Here is a 17,078-nt window from a genome sequence, read left to right on the forward strand (position 1 = left end):
TTTTGGTGGGGAAACCCGTGGCTCAGATCACCAGCAGATCCATAAAGGCGTGGACCGGTGTGGCGGCCAGCCGCTTGCCATCTTGACAGAGAGTGAGGATATCGTGTACCTGCTTGGCCGGGAAACGGGTGGCCAGGTTGTGCTGGAATTTTTCCACCAGCAGCGGTATCCCCTCCTCCCGACGGCGACGATGACCGACCGGATATTCGACCTCTACCTTGGCGCTGTGACTGCCATCCTTGAAGAAGACCTGGATGGCATTGGCAATCGACCGCTTGTCCGCCTCCAGATATTCGCGGCTGTAGCGCTTGTCCTCCTGTACCACCATCTTGCTACGCAGCCCATCGATGCGGGGATCGGCGGCTATGCCATCCTCGTAATCCTCGGCAATCAGGCGCCCGAAGATGAGCGGCACGGCCACCATGTACTGCAGGCAGTGATCCCTGTCCGCCGGGTTGTTGAGCGCGCCCACCTTGCTGATGATGCGAATGGCTGACTCATGGGTGGTGAGCTCGATGCGGTCGATCTCGTCGAGCCGCCCTTTCACTTCCCCATGCAGCTTCATGGCGCACTCGACGGCGGTCTGGGCGTGAAACTCGGCGGGATAGGCAATCTTGAACAGCACGTTCTCCATCACATAGCTGCCGTAGCCCTGATGCAGGGCGAACTGGTTGCCCTTGAACAGCACATCGTAGAAGCCCCACTTGGGCGCGCTCAGTACACCGGGATAACCCATCTCGCCGCTCATGGTGATGAGCGCCAGACGCACGGCGCGAGAAGTGGCATCCCCGGCCGCCCAGCTCTTGCGCGAACCTGCGTTCGGCGCGTGGCGGTAGGTACGCAGGCTCTGGCCATCGACCCAGGCTTGGGAGACCGCATCGATCACCTGATCGCGGTTGCCGCCCAGCATGTGGGTCACCACGGCGGTACTGGCGACCTTCACCAGCACCACGTGATCGAGACCGACCCGGTTGAAGGAGTTCTCGAGCGCCAGTACCCCCTGAATCTCATGGGCCTTCACCATGGCCGTCAGCACATCGGCCATGGTCAGCGCTGCCTTGCCCTCGGCCACGCGAGTGCGCGACAGCCAGTCGGCGGTGGCCAGAATGCCGCCCAGATTGTCGGAGGGGTGACCCCATTCGGCGGCAAGCCAGGTGTCGTTGTAATCGAGCCAGCGGATGATGGCGCCGATATCCCAGGCCGCCTTGACCGGATCGAGGCAGAGCTGGGTGCCGGGCACCCGGGCACCATGGGGCACGACTGTACCAGGGACGATGGGGCCCAGATGCTTGGTGCACTCGGGAAAGCGCAGAGCCAGCAGGCCGCAACCCAGGGTATCCATCAGGCAGTAGCGGGCGGTGTCGAGGGCTGCCTGACTGGTGATGGGGTGGTTGCAGACATAATCGGCAATATCGACCAATACCTGATCGGGTTCGGGTCTGTGGTTGACGTCGACGTTGGCGGACATCGTGATTTCCTTATCGTTGTTGTGAATTGAACGACGTGACGAGCGACTGGGCCATCGCCGACATATAACCACACCGACCTGCTTGAGCAGGCACCAAGCCGTGGTGGATGTCGACGATGGCAGGACGCGTCATCTTATCGTTGTTGCAAAGAGACGAAATGACGGGGAGCCGGGCCGACGTAATCGGCGCTCGGGCGAATGATCCGGTTGTGTTCGCGCTGCTCCATCACGTGGGCGCACCAGCCGGTGACCCGCGAGCAGACGAAGATGGGCGTAAACAGCTTGGTCGGGATCCCCATGTAGTGATAGGCGCTGGCATGAAAGAAGTCGGCGTTGGGGAAGAGTGCTTTCTCTTCCCACATCACCTTCTCCGCCTCACAGGAAACGCGATAGAGGCGCGTGTCCCCCACTGCCTCGGCTAGCTTGGCCGACCACGCCTTGATGATGACGTTGCGCGGATCCGAGGTGCGATAGACGGCGTGGCCAAAACCCATGATCTTCTCCTTGGCCGCGAGCTTTGCCAGCAGCTCGCGTCGCGCCTGGGCCTCATCCTGCCAGGGTTCGATCATCGCCATGGCCGCCTCGTTGGCACCACCGTGCAAGGGCCCACGCAGGGTGCCGATGGCGGCGGTGATGCAGGAAAACATGTCGGACAGGGTCGAGGCGCAGACCCGGGCCGCGAAGGTGGAGGCATTGAACTCGTGCTCGGCATAGAGAATGAGGGAGACGTGCATCACCCTGCGCTCCAGCTCGCTTGGCGCCTTTTGGTGCAGCAGCGCCAGGAAGTGGCCGCCGATGCACTCCTCGTCGGTATCGAGCGCGATGCGCACCCCTTCATGACTGAACTTGTACCAATAAATCAATATGCCAGGGAAGGCGGCCAGCAGGCGATCGGCCACTTCATGTTCGTGCTCGAAGCCCTCTTCCGGCTCCAGATCGCCGAGCATGGAGCAGCCGGTGCGCAGTACATCCATGGGGTGGGCGCTGGCGGGGATGCGCTCAAGTACCTCCAGCAGGGCTCCTGGCAAGCTGCGCAGGCGACGTAGCTCGCGCTTGTAGTCCAGCAGTTGCTGTTCGCTCGGCAGCTCGCCCTTGAGCAGCAGATAGGCGACCTCTTCGAACTGGGCACCATCTGCCAGCTCCTTGATGTCATAGCCGCGATAGGTGAGCCCAGTACCGCTCTTGCCCACGGTACAGATGCTGGTTTCCCCCGCGCTCTGACCGCGCAGGCCGGCGCCGCCCAATGGTTTCTGTTGTCCCATAACCTTGCCTCCTAATCCCTGGATGTGAACAGACGATCCAGTGTCTGCTCGTAATGGTGATAGCCGAGAAAGTCATACAAGGCTTCCCGGGTCTGCATGGTGTCCACGACGGCTCTCTGGTGACCATCCTGGCGAATGTGCTGGTAGACGTTGAGCGCGGCCTGATTGGCCGCCCGGCTGGCGCTTAACGGGTAGAGCACCATGTCGACGCCGTGGGCGGCGAGCGCCTCCTTGTCAAACAGCTCTGTCTTGCCGAACTCGGTCATGTTGGCGAGGATGGGCACCCCGGCGGCCTGCTTGAAGCTGTCATACTGACCGAGCTCGGTCACCGCTTCGGCGAAGATCATGTCGGCCCCGGCGGCCACGTAGGCGGCGGCGCGCTCCAGCGCCTGGCCTATCCCCTCCACCGCCAGCGCATCGGTGCGCGCCATGATGACGAACTCCCCGTTCTCACGGGCATCCACCGCCGCCTTGATGCGATCGCACATCTCCTCCTGCGAGACCACCGCCTTGTTGGGCCTGTGGCCACAGCGTTTCTGGGCCACCTGATCTTCCATGTGCACGGCGGCGACACCGGCGCGTTCGAAGGCGCGAATGGTGCGGGCGATATTGAAGGCGCCACCCCAGCCGGTGTCGATGTCGACCAGCAGTGGCACCTTGGTCGCCGCGGTGATCCTTTCGGCGTCGATCAGCACATCGTTGAGGGAGGTCATGCCGAGATCCGGCAGGCCATAGGAGGCATTGGCCACCCCGGCACCGGAGAGGTAGAGGGCCGCAAAGCCGCTACGCTCGGCCATCAGGGCCATGTAGGCATTGATGGTGCCGACAATCTGCAGTGGCCGTTCGTTGGCAAGGGCGGTGCGAAAACGCAGGCCTGCCGAGGGGGTAAGGCTGGACATCATGACTCCTTTCATTTGTCTGGTTCGACTATCTAATATCACGTTTACGTTAACGTCAATCATACTTTCGTGGCAGAACGGTGCCAGACAAGACAGGACGCGGGTTTTAGGGTAAATTTCACCAATTCCTTCAACAGGTTGAATCGTATGTCGGATCCAAATCCCGTGATCGTCTGCCCGGCTTGCGACTTGCTGATCGAACGCAAGTTATTGCCCCTGCGCCGCCACGCTCACTGTCCCCGCTGTCACCAGCATCTGTATGGACGCTACGCCTTTCGCCCCTCCCAGTTGATGGCCCTGACCATCACCGGGTTCCTGCTGCTGCCCTCCGCCTTCTTCGAACCGCTCATCTACCTGCGTCTGGCCGGCGTCAACTCGGATGCGAACCTGCTGAAGGGGATCCTGGTGCTGATGGTCGAGCACGAGTTCTGGGTGGCGGGGCTGGTGTTCTGGTGCGCCGTGCTGGCACCCGTGGGTTTGCTGCTCGGGATCTTTGCGCTGGCCTCCGGCCTTGCCAAACGCTGGCACATACTGGCGCCGACCTTGAAGGCGGTGGAGGTGTTTCGTCACTGGGCCATGCTGGAGGTCTACATCGTCAGCCTGCTGGTCGCCCTGTTCAAGCTGATCGACATCGCCGATGTGCGCCTCGGCGGCGGCCTGCTGAGCCTGGGGATCCTGATGCTGCTCAACATGACGCTGCTGATCCTGTTCGATCCGGCCCCCTACTGGGAGCGCGTGCCACTGGAGGAGCCGGATCATGTCCCAGACCAGCGCTCGTGAGCTGGGGCTGTGCCGCTGCCACACCTGCGGCCTGCTGGTGCGCTATCGGGCAGGCAGCGTCTGCCCCCGTTGTCACAGCCGGTTGCAGGTTCGTATCCCCCACTCCCTGGCCTGGTCCTGGGGCTTGCTGGCGCTGGCCACCTTCATGTTGCTGCCTGCCAACCTGTTGCCCATCACCCACTTCTACAACAAGGGATTATTGCAGTCCGATACCATCTTCAGCGGTATCATGATGCTCTATCGCAGCAAGATGTCGGGGATCGCCACCATAGTGCTGACTGCCAGCATCATAGTGCCGGTGGGCAAGATTTTGGGGCTGGGCTGGATCTGCTGGCAGTTGCAGCGGACCAAGCCGGTGCGCCGCAAGCGCCAACTCATCATGTATCGCATCATCGACTTCATCGGTCGCTGGTCCATGCTGGACTTGTTCGTCATCTCGCTGATGGTGGCCCTGGTTGATCGCGGTGTGTTGCTCAATGTGCGGGCTGGGCCCGGTGCCACGGCGTTTGCCGGTGTGGTGGTGCTGACCATGATGTCGGCCCGCATGCTGGATACCCGCTTGCTATGGGACAAGGCGGCCCGTTGACACCCAATTGGGCATGCATTCCGCTCGTTTGTGGATGATGCACCGAATGGTGAATAACCGCCTGCGCCGTCGCAAGACAAAGCGCGGGTGATGATATGTCTGTATCTGAACTGCTGTTTATTTCAGCCAATTAAGGAGTCGGTATGATCGGGGCTGAACCCGTCATTGAGAAGCGTCGCTGGTTGTCGCCAGTCTGGTTGTTGCCCGTTATTGCCCTCTTGCTGGCGGGTGGTTTTATCTACCAGCAGTTTGCGAGCAGTGGCCAACTTATTCGCATCAACTTTGCCCAAGGCAACGGTATCTTGCCGGGCAAGACCCAGCTGCGCTATCAGGGCGTGGCCATCGGGGTGGTGCAGGAGCTGGAGCTGGCCGAGGACGGGCGCAAAATAGCCGTGCTGGCCAAGATTGACAGTCGCGCCCGGCCGCTGATCCGCAAGGGATCCGACTTCTGGCTGGTGAGCCCCAAGGCGTCGCTCACCGAGATCTCCGGCCTGGATACTCTGGTCTCCGGCAACTACATCAACCTGCAACCCGGTCGGGACAACAACCCGCTGGAAGAGGAGTTTGATGCGCTGGATGGCCCTCCCCCCGGCTATCAGGCACAAGGGCGCATGCTGCACCTGACCGCCGATTCGCTAGGGTCGGTCGGGATCGGCGCCAAGCTCTATTTCCGCGGTATCGAGGTGGGCAGCGTCATCAACACCCGTCTCGGTCAGGACAACCAGAACGTGATCCTGGATCTGGTGATCGAGCCGCGTTTCGAGCACCTCATCAAGGCCGACACCCGCTTCTGGAACATCAGTGGCATCAAGGGCTCCTTCAGTCTGGCCGGGGTCAATGTGGAGGCCGGCAGCCTCACCTCCATCCTCAGCGGCGGCATAGCGTTTGACTCCCCCAAAGCCTCCCCCGAGCCGGAAAAGGGTCAGACCTTTGTCCTCTACAAGGGGTTGGCCGAAGCGGCCCGTGGTGAGCGGATCGACATCCTGGCGGGCGATCTGCCGATCAAGGAGGGAATGCCCATCCTCTATGAAGGGATCGAAATTGGCCGTATTGACCCCATTCGCCTGACCGACAAGGGACGGGTGGTGACGGCGTTGATCAACCCTGAACAGGCATTTCGGATCACTGGCAACAGCCGCCTCGTCTGGGAGTCAGTCTCCCTCGGTGCGGCCGGCCTCAAGCATGCGGATCGCCTGCTGACCGGCCCGGCCATTCGCCTCGACTACGTGGAAGGTGACAGGGTCAGGGCCATGACCTTGAGCAGCAAGGATCAGGTCAGTGGCACCAAGGTTACTCTGCAGGCCGACGATCTGGCGGGGCTCAATGAAGGGGCACCGCTCTGGTACAAGGGGCTGCAGGTCGGCCAGATCAGGCAGTTGACCCTGGATACCAGGGGCAATGCCAGCGTTGCCATGGTGGTCAGCAGCCAGTATCAGCATCTGCTGGCACGGGCCCGTTTCTATCGGGCGGCGCCGCTGCAAATCGATGCCGATCTCAGTGGCATCAAGGTGGAAACCAGTCCGGCCAGCGCCTGGATCGGCGGTGGTATCAAGCTGCTGCAGGCGGCGAGTGGCGAGCGGATCAACCGTCTCTACCCGAGTCAGGAGCTGGCCCTGCTCGGTACCCGGGACGCCAAGCCCCAGCGCTGGTTATTGAAAGCTGAACAGGCCGATGGCATCGGCATCGGCTCCCCCGTACTCTATCTGGGACTGGAGGCTGGCAAGGTCAAGCAGCTGCGCGCCGCCAAGGAAGGGGTCGAGATCGAGCTCGAAATCGATGGCGTCTATGCCCCCCTGCTCTCCCAGCTGCCGCAATTTTGGAAAAAACCGGCGCTGGATACCCGGGTGCGGGTCGATGGTGTGCAGGTGAAGGTGGGTAATCTGGCCACTTTGCTGCGCGGAGCCATCGAGTTCGATCGGCTCGGCACCGGCCGCAGCAGTCATCAGTTGTTTGACAGCAAGGAGCAGGCCAAGGCGAAAGTGCGCAGCCTCTCCCTGGTAGCCGACAGCAACCCGGGTCTGGGTATCGGCAGCCCGATCCGCTATCGCGGGGTCGACATCGGCAAGATTGAGCAGATCGAGCTGGAACCCTCGCTGGGTCAGGTGATCTTCAAGGCCGAGCTGGATGGGCAGTATGCCGAGCGTTTCCTGCAATCCGGCGCCCGCTTCACCCTGGTGCAGGCCAAGTTGGGGCTGGGCGGCGTCGCCCACCTTGACACCCTGATCAAGGGGGCCTTCGTGGAGGCCCTGCCTGGTCAGGGGGCTGGCAAGGATCGCTTCCCCTTGAGTCAGAGTGGCCCGGTTGGTCTGACCTTGACCCTCAAGAGCCCCTCAGTCAATGGCCTGAGCGTCGGCAGCCCCTTGCTGTTTCGCAAACTGGTGGTGGGCAGCGTCACCAAGGTGGCGCTGGCCCGCGATGGCAGCGAGGTGCTGATCGACGTGAATGTCGACAAGGAATATACCCATCTGGTGCGGGCCAACACCCGCTTCTGGAATGTTTCCGGGGTCAAGGCCGACATAGGCCTGACCGGGGGCACCATAGAGGTGGAAACTGTGCAGAGCCTGCTGGCTGGCGGCATTGCCTTCAATACCCCGGAGCGGGAAATGGGCTCGACCGTCAAGGCCGGCCACAGCTACCCGCTGTATGGCAAGGCAGAGAAAGAGTGGCAGGAGTGGAGTCCTCGCATCCAGCCCTGATAGTCTCTCTTGTTCCAAGCCCGGCCCAGCGCCGGGCTTGTTCATTTCCCCCCTTGCTCATTGCCGTTAAGAATATTCCTACCCCTGTGATAAGATATCGCCCCTCTTTTTGGGTCAGCGAGACGGCACAGTGCACGACAATACCTACCTTCCCGATCACTTCTTGCACCATATTGCGGCCATCATGCCAGCGCATCTCACCATGGATTCGTTCGTGGCCAGTTGCCGACGCCCACTGCGCCGCAGCATACGGGTCAACACCCTGAAGATCCCGGTGCCCGCATTTGTCGAACAGATGCAACCGCTGGGCTGGCAGCTCGAGCCCGTGCCCTGGTGCGAAACCGGCTTCTGGTTGAGTCGCAGCGACGAGAGCGTGCCCCTTGGCAATACCGCAGAACACCTGAGTGGCCTCTTCTATATCCAGGAAGCGAGTTCCATGCTGCCGGTGACGGCGCTATTTGCCAGCGCTCAGGTCAAGCGGGATGGCATGCTGCTGGATGCGGCCGCCGCCCCCGGCTCCAAGACCACCCAGATCGCGGCCCTGATGAACAACCAGGGCATGCTGGTCGCCAACGAATATTCCAGCAGCCGGCTCAAGGTGCTCAGCGCCAACATTCAGCGCTGCGGTGTGACCAATGTGGGCATGACCCACTTCGATGCCAAGGTATTTGGCCAGTGGTTGCCGGAGACCTTCGACGCCATACTGCTCGATGCCCCCTGCTCCGGCGAAGGGACGGTACGCAAGGATGAAGATGCCCTGCGCAACTGGAGTATCGAGAGCATCGACGAGATTGCTGCCGTGCAACAAGGGTTGCTGGAGAGCGCCTTTCACGCCCTGAAACCCGGTGGTGTGCTGGTCTACTCTACTTGTACCTTGAGCGAACAGGAGAACCAGGCAGTCTGTCAGTCCCTGCTGGAGAAATTCGGCGATGCCCTGAGTGTTGACTCGCTGGCCGACCTGTTCCCCAATGCGGAGCAGGCCTGTACGCCCGAAGGATACCTGCATGTTTGGCCCCAAATATTTGATAGTGAAGGTTTTTTTGTCGCCAGATTGCGCAAGCATCACTCGGTGCCCAACACCATGTTCAAGCCGGGTAAACTCGGCAAGTTCCCCTTCTTGCCACTGCCGGCCAAAGAGACCGAGCTCATGTTGCGCGAGATCGCAGCCAATTTTGGCGTGGCCCCCCAGGGTCAGCTGTTTGGTCGCAACGACGAGATCTGGCTCTTCCCTCACCTGTTTGAACAGGTGCAGGGCAAGCTGCGTTTCGATCGCATCGGCATCAAGCTGGCGGAGACCTTCAAGAAGGGGTATCGCCTCACCCATGAGTGGGCACTGGCTTATGGCGACAAGGCCACGCTCGGGATTATCGAACTCGACGGCGCCAATGCGCGGGAGTTCATGATGGGGCGGGATGTCTGGCCAGCGCAGGAAGCTGGCTCGGGCGAGGTGATCGTTCGTTATCAGGGTCATACCCTGGGTATGGGGAAGTGGGTTGGCAGCCGGGTCAAGAATGCCCTGCCCCGCGAGTTGGTGCGCGACAACAATCTGTTCGGCGCCTGAGTGCGTGATGACTCGCGTCGGAACGAGTCTTAAAAACCCACACTCGGGTTGAACTTTTGCTCGGATCTTGAAAAGCCTTGAGCCTTGTCTAAGCTTAACGCTATCCGAACACCAGTTAGCGCACGGCTCTGCAAGGAGCCAATTCCCCTATGCCAGGTACAAGGAATTCGTACCTGGCTTTTTTTATGCCCGCACTTTCTGTTTCCTGCCTCTCACTCGAGTGCTTCCGCCATCTCTTGCTCAACCTGGGGTCGGGATGACAGCTCATGTTGATAGAGCAGGTCGATCGCCTGCTCGATGAGCGAGGCCTGACTGTCTTCAAGGTGCAAACCCAACGCCTGTAGCCGCTCGGCGTGACGGTTGCTTATCCAGCACTGCAACCGGCTGTGGGTTTCCTGCTTGCGCTTTACATGTTGGCGTTGCCGCTCGGCATTGTTGTGCGGGGCCGCCTCTTGGGCCTCATTCATGTTTATTTCCTGGCTCATATGACCTTGCAATGTTCTGCTTTAACGTTTGTTATCTCTAACCTGTGACGTATTGTTGTCTGAACAAGAGGACTCTCCCCTCCCATCGGGCACCTTGGCAAAGCGCGATAAATATATCATTAGATCAACAAGATGCAATTTAACATAAAAAATGCAGTGGCGCGGAGTGTCACAACAAGCCATCCAGTGCGTGATCAGAGAACTTGTGGGCATCGTCGAAATACTCCTGCAGGGTACGCATGTCCTTGTGACGGGTCACCTCGATAATCTTGTTCATGGGTTTGCCGGCGGTGACGGCCGAGGTGATGAATCCCCGTCGCAGGCTGTGGCCACTGACATAGAGATCGTCGATGGCCTGGCCGGTGCGCCGCTTGATCATCAGGTTGATGCCTTGCGGACCGAGCGGTTCCGGCGTGAGCTGACCCCAGCGGTTCATGCGACGAAACAGCGCGCCTTCACCGATCCGGCTTTTTTTAAGCCAGATGTGCAGCGCCGAGACGGGGCAATACTGCTTGCCGGGTATAAGCGCTATTTCGGTTTCATGGAGCTGATGCTTGCTCGGCTTGAGGCGAAGCCGGATCCCCTGCCCCACAAAATCGAGGTCGCTGACCTCGATTCTGGCCGCCTCAGAGCGACGCAAGGCGCCACTGAACATCAACAGCAGCAGGGTGTGATCCCGCAAACCGGCCAGGCTGGAGGTGTCGATTTCATCGAGTACCCTGGCCAGTGGTTGCAGGGTCAGCGCCCCCGTCTTGCGCTTGCGGTTATCGCCAAGGCGCACTATGCCGCGCATCATCTCCTTGATTTCGGCATGCTCGGTCGGCATGGGATGAATGCCCTTCTGCTTGAAGGCATAGCGGATCCCGGCCAGTCGTCGCACCAGGGTCGCGGGTTTGCGCGGTTCACCGTTGCGCAGTTCCCCCTTGCCCTCTTCCTTGTCCAGCCAGACCCAGTCCGCCAATATGCCATCGGCCTGATCTGCCAGAAAGTTCATAATGTCGTGATGGGTGGTTTGCAGTGGATCCAGCCCATGCAGCTGGCACCAGAATACGAAGATGCGGGTGTCAGCCTGATAGGCATTGAGGGTTGAATCCGCTTTGGCGCTGCGCAAGAAGCGTCTCGCCCGGTTATTGAGCTGAGGATCGAACACAGTCTGCAATGACTGATGAGCTTGGGGGGAAATGGTCGGATAAGCCACGTAAGTCTATGATTCAATATGAAGTTTAGGAAGATCTTACAGGATCCTTTACATACATCAAGTATCGATAATGAATATTATCGATACTTATAGATACCTTGATTAAACCCTTTGAACCTCGATGATCATCTGCAGCAACATCATCTTTAGTAGGCCGGTTTATCAGCGATATCATTGCGCTGACATTCAATAAAAGTGAGAGATAACAGGTGGCGTAGGCAATGCTGACGAGGGGAAAGTATGCGGATGATTTGAAATAAATAGGCCCCGTTATTCGGGGCCTCGTCTTCTATTTTTTTGCCAACTTGAACAGTTCGAAGAAGTTGCGGCTGGTCGCTTCCGCCAACTCGGCCAGCGGCATCTGGCGAAGGTCGGCAACGAACTGGGCAACATCGCGTACGAAGGCGGGTTCATTCTCCCTCCCCCGATGAGGAACGGGGGCAAGATAGGGAGAGTCCGTTTCGACCAGCAAACGTTCCAGCGGCAGCGCCTTGACCACGGCTTGCAGCGCGGACGCATTCTTGAAGGTCGCTATGCCGGAAATGGAAATATAAAAGCCCATCTCCATCGCGGCCTCGGCCATCTCCAGGGATTCGGTGAAGCAGTGCAACACCCCGCCGACCTGCTCGGCCCCCTCTTCGCGCATGATCTGCAGGGTATCTTGCTGGGCATCACGGGTGTGTATGATCAGCGGCTTGTTCAAGGCGCGAGCGACCCGGATATGTTCGCGGAAGGAGGCTTGCTGTACCTCCTTGTTTTCCGGCGAGTAGAAGTAGTCGAGCCCGGTTTCCCCTATGGCCACCACTCTTTCATCGCTGGCCTGCGTCAGCAACAGCTCGGCATCGACACCGGGTTCCTGATTGAGCGGATGCACGCCACAGGAAGCAAACACCTGGGGATAAGGGGCGATCGCCGCCAGCATGGTCGGGAATTGTGCCTGGGTGACGCTCACACACAGAAAGTATCCCACGTCCTGCTGCGCGGCCTTGGCCAGCACATCGGCCATGTCGGTCTGCTTGCTGCCATAGCTGAGGCGATCGAGGTGGCAATGGGAATCAACGAGTAACATAAAGAACCTTTGCGTCTTGTCAGATTTATAACCAGCGGCTGAGCCAGTTCATCAGATGAATGGTGGGATTGGAGAGCTGGCCAGGTTGGCAGGCGGCCTTGAGCGCCACGAGCTGCTGTTCCGCCTCCAGCAATTTTTCGCTGGAGTTGCCCTCGGCCAACTGCTGGCTGAGAGCCGCCAGATCCGGCATCGCCAACTGATGATGACCACAGCCGGCCTGAGTCTTGAGTGCATCACACAAGAACAGCTGCAACCAGTGCAACCTGACCTGAGTTTCATCCGCCAACTGGCTGCAGACATGGCTGGCCCGGGTCGGGGTCAGTGACAGGGAGACAAAACTCTCCAGCAACTCCCGGCGTTTGCCGTCCTGCTGCTCGTCGATGTAGCGCAGCACCCGCAGCGGGGCCCCCTGACAGATCCGCACCTGGGCCAATGTGGCCTGGTGACCCTGCTCAGCCAGCCAGCGCACCGTCTCCCCTTCCGTCGGCAACTGGCAGACGTGCTTGTGGCACCGACTCAAAATGGTGGGCAACAGACGGGAAACCTGGGAGGCAATCAGCAGCAAGAGACTGTCACCGGCCGGCTCCTCCAGCGTTTTCAGCAAAGCGTTGGCGGCGGACTCCGTCATGCGCTCCGCATCCGGGATGATCACCACCTTGCCCCGGCCGAGCTGGGCCGAGTTCTGCAAACGGGCACAGATCTCGCGAATGGCCTCGACCCCTATGGTCTTGCTGTCAGCAGACAGGGTGCCGAGATCCGGGTGATGACCCTTGTCAAACAGCTGGCAGGAGTGGCACTGGCCGCAGGGTTCCCCCCGATCCGGCTGCTGGCAGAGGTGCAAGCGCGCCAATCGTTCTGCCAGCTGCGCCTTGCCAAGACCGGGATCGCCGAGCAACAACCAGGCGTGGCCCAGCCGACCCGCTTGGGCCGTCTGACTCAGGGCATGCCAGTCGGGGATCAGCCAGGGATACATAGATGCTCATTCGACAAGTAGTGGGCCAAGGCATGCTCGATAGCCGCTTTGACCTGATCCGGGGTTTGCGCCGCATCGATCACCCGGATGGAATCATCCTTGGCTGCCAGCTCGAGATAACGCGATCGGGTACGCTCGAAGAAGCTGAGTTGCTCCAGTTCGATCCTGTCCAGCTCGCCGCGATGGCGGGCACGCTGCAAACCAAGGGCAGGATCGATATCGAGATAGAGGGTGAGATCCGGCTTGAACTCACCGAGCACCGCCTGCTTGATGGCGCCGATGAGCCCCGCATCGATGCCACGTCCGCCACCCTGATAGGCCTGGGAGGAGAGATCGTGACGATCCCCCACCACCCAGCGACCCTCAGCCAGTGCCGGTTTGATCCGGGTCTCGACCAGCTGCACCCGGGAGGCATACATCAGCAGCAACTCGGCCTCTATGGTGAGGCGCTCGTCGTGCACCTCTTTGACGATGGCGCGCATCCGCTCGGCCAGCGGGGTTCCCCCGGGCTCACGGGTGCATTCGATCTGGTCTATGCCGTGGCGTTGCAGATAATCGGTGACATAACGCACCGCGGAGCTCTTCCCTGCCCCTTCCAGTCCTTCAATCACAATAAATTTAGACATTAGGGCTTCTTCAATATGTATTCGCGAACCGCCCGATTGTGTTCATCGAGGGTCTTGGAGAAATAGTGGGCACCGCCCCCCTTGGCGACAAAATAGAGATAATCGGTCGCCTTGGGGTTGAGCGCCGCTTCGATGGAGGCCTTGCCCGGCATGGCGATGGGCGTGGGCGGCAAGCCGTCGATCACATAGGTATTGTACGGATTCACGTCCGTCAGATCGCTGCGGCGGATATTGCCATCGTAGCGATCCTTGACCCCGTAGATGACGGTGGGGTCTGTCTGCAGCTTCATGCCAAGGCGCAGGCGGTTGACGAACACGGAAGCAATTTGCGCCCGCTCCTCTGGCTGCCCCGTCTCTTTTTCAATGATGGAGGCCATGATCAGCGCCTCATAAGGGGTCTTGTAGGGCAGATTGGCCTGGCGTTTGTCCCAACTCTCTTGCAGGAAAGCTTTCATGTCCTGATAGGCTCGACGCAGGATCGAGATATCACTGGCATGAGTGGTATAGGCGTAGGTTTCCGGCAGAAACCAGCCCTCCAGCTTGCCATTGTCGATGCCGAGCTCCTGTGCCAGGTCGGCTTCAGATTGCTCCACGGTCAGCCGCTCCAGATAGGGCGCGCCGGAGAGCTGCTTCAGCCAATCCTCAAAACGGGACCCCTCGACGAAAGTGAGGCTGAAGTGAAACTCCTTGCCGGAGGCGAACAGGGAGAGGGTCTCCTTGAGCGGCGCCCCTTCCTTGATCTCGTAGGTACCAGACTTGATGGCAACCAGCTCGGGATGGCCTCGCAACCAGAGTCGCACCGCCCAGGGGCTGGTTTCTCCCTCCCCCAGTTCGGCGATCAAACGCGCCGCGTGGGCTCCCTTCTCGACGGTAAAGAGACGCGTCGGCCCCTTGTTGGTGAGCGTCTCCACCTGCTGCCATTTGTAATGTACATAGCCCCCGGCCACGGCCACGGCGACTGTCAGTGCCGCGCCCGCGAGCAGGGTGTAAAGCCGATTAAACTTCAATGACCAAACGCTCCTGTAAACGGCGGATCAATACCGGGCTGGGATACTGGGTATCCCCGATGCCGCTCACCGGCACTATGCCCATCAGGGTATTGGTCAGCCATACCTCTTCGGCCTGCCACAGTGACTCCAGCGGAGCCTCCACGACACGCAGTTCAATACTCATCTGTTTTAGCATCCCCATCACATGGCGCCGCATGATGCCATCAATACCGCAGTGAGAAAGATCCGGTGTAAACACCGTCTTGCCACGGCGCCAAAACAGATTGGCACTGACACCTTCTACCAGAAATCCCCGACTGTTCAAGACTATACCTTCGACTCCCGAACGCGCCGCAAGTTCGCTTTTCAGCAACACCTGCTCCAGCCGGTTCAGTGTCTTGAGTCCGGCCAGCATGGGAGCGTCACCGAGCCTTTGCTGGCAAACCAGCAGTGGAATGCCGTTTTGCTGCCAGCCATGATAATGACTCGGGTAATCGGCAAGGGAGACGATCCGGGTCGGCGTCTGGCAGCCGCTGCCATCATAACCCCGGCCACCCGTGCCACGGGTCAGCATCACCTTGGCGACAGCTTGCGTCTGGCCGGCGGCAAGCTGCGCCACCTCGCGGCTCAGGGTTGACCAGTCCATCTCGGCAAATCCGAGTCTGGCACTGGCCTGCTGCAGACGTGCCAGATGAGCCGGCCACCAGATAATCTGACCGTTTCTGACCAGCATGGTGGTGAAATGACCGTCCCCATAGGCCAGCCCACGATCCCTGGCGGATACAGCATCTGTCTGCATTCCATTGACAAGCAAAAGGATCCCTCCGATAAAAAAAGCCCGATACTGACGTATCGGGCCCATATTGTCCGCCCTGAGGCGAATTATACGCGTTTGAAGATCAGTGAGCCATTGGTGCCACCAAAACCGAAGGAATTGGAGAGGGCATACTCGAAGTGGCCGGCCTTGGCCACGTGAGGCACCAGATCCAGATCACACTCTTCATCCGGGTTATCCAGATTGATGGTGGGCGGTGCCACCTGATCGCGCAGCGCCAGCACTGTGATGATGGCTTCGATCGCGCCTGCCGCACCCAGCAGATGGCCGGTCATGGACTTGGTGGAGCTGATCATCAGGGCGCTGGCATGTTCGCCAAACACCTGCTTCATGCCGCGCAGCTCGGCCACATCCCCCAGCGGGGTGGAGGTGCCGTGAGCATTGATATAACCAATCTGCTCGGGGGCAATGCCGGCATCCTTGATGGCGTTCTTCATGGCGCGCGCGCCGCCGTTGCCGTCAGCGGGCGGTGCCGTCATGTGGTAGGCGTCGCCACTCATGCCAAAGCCAACCAGCTCGGCATAGATCTTGGCGCCGCGGGCCCTGGCGTGTTCGTACTCTTCCAGTACCAGCACACCGGCGCCGTCCCCCAGCACGAAACCGTCGCGATCCTTGTCCCACGGACGGCTTGCCTTTTGCGGCTCGTCGTTGCGGGTAGAGAGCGCCTTGGCCGCCGCGAAACCGCCCATCCCCATCGGGGTGGAGGCTTTCTCGGTACCACCGGCCACCATCACGTCCGCATCACCGTAGGCGATCATGCGGCTGGCCGTGCCGATGGCATGGGTACCCGTGGTACAGGCGGTGGTCACGGCTATGTTGGGGCCTTGCAGTCCCTTCATGATGGAGAGATGACCGGACACCATATTGATGATGGTGGACGGTACGAAGAAGGGGCTCAGCTTGCGCGGGCCACCGTTGATCAGGCTGCTGTGGTTCTGTTCGATCAGACCCAGACCGCCGATGCCGGAACCGATGGCTACGCCAACCCGTTCTGCGTTCTCTTCGTTGATTACCAGACCCGAGTCATCCAGTGCCTGGATCCCCGCTGCCACGCCATACTGGATGAAGAGATCCATCTTGCGGGCTTCTTTGCGGTTGATACCGTACTGTTCGGGATCAAACTCTTTGACCTGGCCTGCGAAACGGGTCGCAAACTCGCTGGCATCAAAGTGTTCGATGGGAGAAATGCCGCTCTGCCCGTTGAGCAGGGCTTGCCAGCTGGATTCGGCAGTGTTGCCCACCGGGGAAAGCATCCCCAGGCCGGTCACTACGACTCTGCGTTTTGACACTGAGCTAGTCTCCGAGAGCTATTTTGAAAGGGGTAAACATAAAAGAAGCGGCCCTTGGGCCGCTTCTTTCAGAACAGGAACTTATTCCTGATTAGCGGTGATGTAATCGATAGCCGCTTGAACAGTGGTGATCTTCTCGGCTTCTTCATCAGGAATTTCGGTATCGAATTCTTCTTCCAGCGCCATTACCAGTTCAACGGTATCCAAAGAGTCAGCGCCCAGGTCGTCGACGAAGGAGGCAGAGTTTTTAACGTCTTCCTCTTTAACACCCAGTTGTTCGATGATGATTTTCTTTACGCGTTCTTCGATGTTGCTCATGACCTGAATTTTCCTTTAAAAATACGCTATTGCGTCTGGTTGGG

At 59.7% G+C, this 17,078-nt stretch carries 16 protein-coding genes; 4 read left to right on the top strand and 12 right to left on the bottom strand.

What is annotated here, in order from left to right; translation table 11 throughout:
* Positions 1-22: 22 nt before the first annotated feature.
* From ACW5XD_RS02660 to prpB, 3 genes are all read right to left on the bottom strand, one after another.
* Positions 23-1,468, bottom strand: coding sequence for a bifunctional 2-methylcitrate dehydratase/aconitate hydratase (locus tag ACW5XD_RS02660; protein WP_456493501.1), 1,446 nt, complete (start codon positions 1,466-1,468; stop codon positions 23-25).
* Between the two features lie 134 nt (positions 1,469-1,602).
* Entirely contained in the window at positions 1,603-2,730 is a 1,128-nt protein-coding gene (gene prpC, locus ACW5XD_RS02665; protein WP_456493502.1) for a bifunctional 2-methylcitrate synthase/citrate synthase, read from the bottom strand.
* 11 nt (positions 2,731-2,741) lie between these two features.
* Complete coding sequence (prpB, locus tag ACW5XD_RS02670) at positions 2,742-3,629, bottom strand: methylisocitrate lyase (RefSeq protein ID WP_456493503.1); 888 nt, start codon at positions 3,627-3,629, stop codon at positions 2,742-2,744.
* Between the two features lie 147 nt (positions 3,630-3,776).
* Between prpB and ACW5XD_RS02675 the strand changes: the two genes are divergently transcribed.
* The 4 genes from ACW5XD_RS02675 to rsmF all read left to right on the top strand — a co-directional run bounded on the left by ACW5XD_RS02675 (position 3,777) and on the right by rsmF (position 9,252).
* Entirely contained in the window at positions 3,777-4,409 is a 633-nt protein-coding gene (locus tag ACW5XD_RS02675) for a paraquat-inducible protein A (protein WP_456493504.1), read from the top strand.
* Positions 4,387-4,995, top strand: coding sequence for a paraquat-inducible protein A (locus ACW5XD_RS02680; protein WP_103470758.1), 609 nt, complete (start codon positions 4,387-4,389; stop codon positions 4,993-4,995). The genes ACW5XD_RS02675 and ACW5XD_RS02680 overlap by 23 nt, the downstream gene beginning before the upstream one ends.
* A gap of 143 nt (positions 4,996-5,138) precedes the next feature.
* Positions 5,139-7,691, top strand: a complete 2,553-nt coding sequence (locus tag ACW5XD_RS02685) for an MlaD family protein (protein ID WP_456493505.1) — start codon at positions 5,139-5,141, stop codon at positions 7,689-7,691.
* A 130-nt stretch (positions 7,692-7,821) separates the two neighbouring features.
* Positions 7,822-9,252: a 16S rRNA (cytosine(1407)-C(5))-methyltransferase RsmF gene (gene rsmF, locus ACW5XD_RS02690; protein ID WP_456493506.1), complete on the top strand. Its 1,431-nt coding sequence runs from the start codon at positions 7,822-7,824 to the stop codon at positions 9,250-9,252.
* A gap of 212 nt (positions 9,253-9,464) precedes the next feature.
* Here rsmF and ACW5XD_RS02695 read toward each other — a convergent pair whose 3' ends face one another.
* The 9 genes from ACW5XD_RS02695 to acpP all read right to left on the bottom strand — a co-directional run bounded on the left by ACW5XD_RS02695 (position 9,465) and on the right by acpP (position 17,034).
* A complete protein-coding gene (locus ACW5XD_RS02695; RefSeq protein WP_456493507.1) occupies positions 9,465-9,737 on the bottom strand; it encodes a RepB family protein in 273 nt (90 codons plus the stop codon).
* Positions 9,738-9,906: 169 nt separating this feature from the next.
* Positions 9,907-10,848: a site-specific integrase gene (locus ACW5XD_RS02700; RefSeq protein ID WP_456493508.1), complete on the bottom strand. Its 942-nt coding sequence runs from the start codon at positions 10,846-10,848 to the stop codon at positions 9,907-9,909.
* A gap of 376 nt (positions 10,849-11,224) precedes the next feature.
* Positions 11,225-12,004, bottom strand: a complete 780-nt coding sequence (locus ACW5XD_RS02705; RefSeq protein ID WP_456493509.1) for a TatD family hydrolase — start codon at positions 12,002-12,004, stop codon at positions 11,225-11,227.
* 25 nt (positions 12,005-12,029) lie between these two features.
* Positions 12,030-12,977 carry a DNA polymerase III subunit delta' gene (gene holB / locus ACW5XD_RS02710; protein WP_456493510.1) on the bottom strand — a complete coding sequence of 316 codons (948 nt, stop codon included), beginning with the start codon at positions 12,975-12,977 and terminating at the stop codon, positions 12,030-12,032.
* Positions 12,962-13,603 (bottom strand): dTMP kinase, encoded by a 642-nt coding sequence (gene tmk, locus ACW5XD_RS02715; protein ID WP_456493511.1) that lies wholly within the window; start codon positions 13,601-13,603, stop codon positions 12,962-12,964. Before tmk ends, holB begins: the two co-directional genes overlap by 16 nt.
* The gene (gene mltG / locus ACW5XD_RS02720; protein ID WP_456493512.1) at positions 13,603-14,610 is read right to left on the bottom strand and encodes an endolytic transglycosylase MltG; all 1,008 of its coding nucleotides are present in this window, start codon (positions 14,608-14,610) and stop codon (positions 13,603-13,605) included. Before mltG ends, tmk begins: the two co-directional genes overlap by 1 nt.
* Complete coding sequence (gene pabC, locus ACW5XD_RS02725) at positions 14,600-15,454, bottom strand: aminodeoxychorismate lyase (RefSeq protein ID WP_456493513.1); 855 nt, start codon at positions 15,452-15,454, stop codon at positions 14,600-14,602. The genes mltG and pabC overlap by 11 nt, the downstream gene beginning before the upstream one ends.
* Before the next feature lie 20 nt (positions 15,455-15,474).
* Entirely contained in the window at positions 15,475-16,716 is a 1,242-nt protein-coding gene (gene fabF, locus ACW5XD_RS02730; RefSeq protein ID WP_456493514.1) for a beta-ketoacyl-ACP synthase II, read from the bottom strand.
* Positions 16,717-16,797: 81 nt separating this feature from the next.
* Positions 16,798-17,034, bottom strand: coding sequence for an acyl carrier protein (acpP, locus tag ACW5XD_RS02735; protein WP_456493515.1), 237 nt, complete (start codon positions 17,032-17,034; stop codon positions 16,798-16,800).
* Between the last annotated feature and the right edge of the window lie 44 nt (positions 17,035-17,078).

The sequence above is a fragment of the Aeromonas enterica genome (assembly GCF_054052465.1).

Excerpts from the sequence above, each read along its gene's own strand:
- ACW5XD_RS02660 (WP_456493501.1), bottom strand. The coding sequence starts at position 1,468 with ATGTCCGCCAACGTCGACGTCAACCACAGACCCGAACCCGATCAGGTA.
- prpC (WP_456493502.1), bottom strand. The coding sequence starts at position 2,730 with ATGGGACAACAGAAACCATTGGGCGGCGCCGGCCTGCGCGGTCAGAGC.
- prpB (WP_456493503.1), bottom strand. The coding sequence starts at position 3,629 with ATGTCCAGCCTTACCCCCTCGGCAGGCCTGCGTTTTCGCACCGCCCTT.
- ACW5XD_RS02675 (WP_456493504.1), top strand. The coding sequence starts at position 3,777 with ATGTCGGATCCAAATCCCGTGATCGTCTGCCCGGCTTGCGACTTGCTG.
- ACW5XD_RS02680 (WP_103470758.1), top strand. The coding sequence starts at position 4,387 with ATGTCCCAGACCAGCGCTCGTGAGCTGGGGCTGTGCCGCTGCCACACC.
- ACW5XD_RS02685 (WP_456493505.1), top strand. The coding sequence starts at position 5,139 with ATGATCGGGGCTGAACCCGTCATTGAGAAGCGTCGCTGGTTGTCGCCA.
- ACW5XD_RS02695 (WP_456493507.1), bottom strand. The coding sequence starts at position 9,737 with ATGAGCCAGGAAATAAACATGAATGAGGCCCAAGAGGCGGCCCCGCAC.
- ACW5XD_RS02705 (WP_456493509.1), bottom strand. The coding sequence starts at position 12,004 with ATGTTACTCGTTGATTCCCATTGCCACCTCGATCGCCTCAGCTATGGC.
- holB (WP_456493510.1), bottom strand. The coding sequence starts at position 12,977 with ATGTATCCCTGGCTGATCCCCGACTGGCATGCCCTGAGTCAGACGGCC.
- tmk (WP_456493511.1), bottom strand. The coding sequence starts at position 13,603 with ATGTCTAAATTTATTGTGATTGAAGGACTGGAAGGGGCAGGGAAGAGC.
- pabC (WP_456493513.1), bottom strand. The coding sequence starts at position 15,454 with ATGGGCCCGATACGTCAGTATCGGGCTTTTTTTATCGGAGGGATCCTT.
- acpP (WP_456493515.1), bottom strand. The coding sequence starts at position 17,034 with ATGAGCAACATCGAAGAACGCGTAAAGAAAATCATCATCGAACAACTG.